At 64.2% G+C, this 2,067-nt stretch carries 3 protein-coding genes; all 3 read left to right on the top strand.

Annotated features, from left to right (window positions below; translation table 11 throughout):
* Positions 1–536 (top strand): hypothetical protein (locus HMPREF1546_RS10175; RefSeq protein ID WP_021751907.1); only part of this gene is annotated, 536 nt, incomplete at its 5' end.
* Positions 537–557: 21 nt separating this feature from the next.
* On the top strand, positions 558–1,778 hold the full coding sequence (locus tag HMPREF1546_RS10180) for a DUF2812 domain-containing protein (RefSeq protein WP_021748457.1): 1,221 nt from the start codon (positions 558–560) through the stop codon (positions 1,776–1,778).
* A 66-nt stretch (positions 1,779–1,844) separates the two neighbouring features.
* Positions 1,845–2,027, top strand: coding sequence for a DUF6774 domain-containing protein (locus tag HMPREF1546_RS10185; protein ID WP_021748458.1), 183 nt, complete (start codon positions 1,845–1,847; stop codon positions 2,025–2,027).
* Positions 2,028–2,067: the final 40 nt, after the last annotated feature.

The following is a 2,067-nucleotide window of genomic DNA, read 5'->3' on the forward strand; positions in this document are numbered from 1 at the left end:
CGCCCCGCCGGCGGCCCTACCGGCTGGCCTGCGGGCTGACACTCGTACTGGACCTGCTGTGGGTGTTCTATGTCATCGCCCTATGGTGCCACGGGGCCCACACCAGCCGCCGGACATTTCAGCAGATGGAGGACGTTTTCGAACCGGTGCCCTATGTGGCGGTGTCCCAGAACGGGGAAGCCTGGGCCAGCCCCCAGGAGAACTGGCTCACCAGCGAACAGTGGTGGACCATAGAGGACTATACGGAGGGGCGGCGGTACTACCGGTACAGTGAGGCCAGGTATTACCGCCTCCGCTTCCCGTGGCTGGCGGACGACCTGGCGGACAGTCTCCTGGTGGAATATGGGGACGAATACGCCCCCACGGAGACCGAATACCCCGGCCTGGACGAGGCCTGGACCGGGGAGGCGGTGAACGGCGATCAGTATCTGCTGTTCCGGCTGGGAGATCAGGTGTGGAGCGTGGAGGCAGAGACGAACGCGCCGCTGGCAGAGCTGCTGCCCCAATATGCCGCCGTCCTGGCGGAGTTTCAATAGAAAAAGAGGGGAGGCGAGTCGATGAGCACCGGCCATCCTTACGTAAAAAGCGAGAAATTCCGGAAGAGCTGCCCCATCAGCATCTACGACGTGGCGGCGGTGGAGACCTGGCTGGAGGACCTGGCCCGCAAGGGGGAGAACCCCGTCTGCTTCACGGGCAGCCGGGTGGACCTGCTGCTGGACGAACCGTGGGAGTGCCGCTTCCGGCTCCAGCCTCTCCAAAGGTGGAAAGAGGCTTTGGACCCGGAGCGGGTGGAGGCATACCGGAGCATGGGCTGGCGGCTGGTGGGGCAGATGGGGCCCTTCTGGGTCTGGCGGTGCGATGACCCGAATGCCCCGGAGCTGGACACGGACCCGGTGGTCCAGGGAGAGGGATACCGATACTTAAAGCGGCGGATGATCTTCCGCACAGTGGGGGGCGGGCTGATCTGGCTGGCAATGACGGCGTATTTCATCCTGGCGGTGGCGCTTTCGGCTGCTTCTCTGGAGAACATCCTGAGAAACGCCAGCTGGCTGGGCTTTGTAGCCGCGCCGCTGGTGGCTGCGGCGCTGCTGACCATCTTGGGGGTGCAGCTCTGGCTGGATGCCCGGAACACTTGGCGGCTGTGGAAGACTCTGACGGCGGGCGTCCCGCTGGAGAGGCCCAAGCCATACCGCCGTCAGCTGCGGCTGGGACAGCTGGCGTGGGGCGCTGCACTGGTCATATCTGTGCTGAATCTGGTGGTCAGCATTCAGAATCTGGACGGCAATCCCTCTGGTTGGGACCATGCGGCGCGGACGGTTTATGAAGCGGGGGAACGTCCGCCGGTGCAGATGGTTCTGGCGGACCTGACAGCCCTGGACGGCCTGGAGCCTTTGCGGACAGAGGTGCAGGAAAAATCCCTTCCCATCGCGCCGGAGATGTACGCTGCCCGCCAGTCTGCGGTGCTGCCCGACGGGGAGCAGGCTTTTCTCCAGACCGCGTATTACCGTATGCTGACAGCCGGATTGGCCCAGACCTTGACGGCAGAGCTGACGGAGAACCAGGCCGGCTTTCTGGACAGCCGGCCGGAACTGCCGCTGGACCCAATAGAGGCCCCGGCTCTGGACGGCTTCTGGTGGGCAGAGGAGGCGGACGGAATCGGAAGTCCTGAACAATTCGCCGTGCTCCGGCAGGGAAAACAGGTTCTTACCCTTTGGTACACCGGCTCTGCGGACCTGCGGACAGAGACGGCGTATCTGACCTCTTTGCTGGAGAAATGACACGCCGCCCCCGTCAAGAAATCCCTCGCCGCCTCATACACTGTTCACCAGGGAGGGGGCCGAGGGATGGATGCCTATGATTGGAGCACAGGAGTCTACGCCACAGCGGTGGCCATGGCAAAATGCATGACCACGGAGGAGCTGTCCCGCACGGCGATCCTGCTGACCCAGCTGGGCACCACTCTGGGCACCCTGGCGGCCCTGCGGCAGATGGAGGAGGGCGGTACAGGAGCCGTCACGGAGGTTTGAAGAACAGCAGAAACCCGGCGGGGGACCTTTCAGGTCCCCC

It is taken from the genome of Oscillibacter sp. KLE 1745 (assembly GCF_000469445.2).
In the GTDB taxonomy this organism is placed as follows: Bacteria; Bacillota; Clostridia; order Oscillospirales; family Oscillospiraceae; genus Oscillibacter; species Oscillibacter welbionis.

What these genes read in the sequence shown, in the direction of transcription:
- HMPREF1546_RS10180 (WP_021748457.1), top strand. Translation starts at nt 558, where the DNA reads ATGAGCACCGGCCATCCTTACGTAAAAAGCGAGAAATTCCGGAAGAGC.
- HMPREF1546_RS10185 (WP_021748458.1), top strand. Translation starts at nt 1,845, where the DNA reads ATGGATGCCTATGATTGGAGCACAGGAGTCTACGCCACAGCGGTGGCC.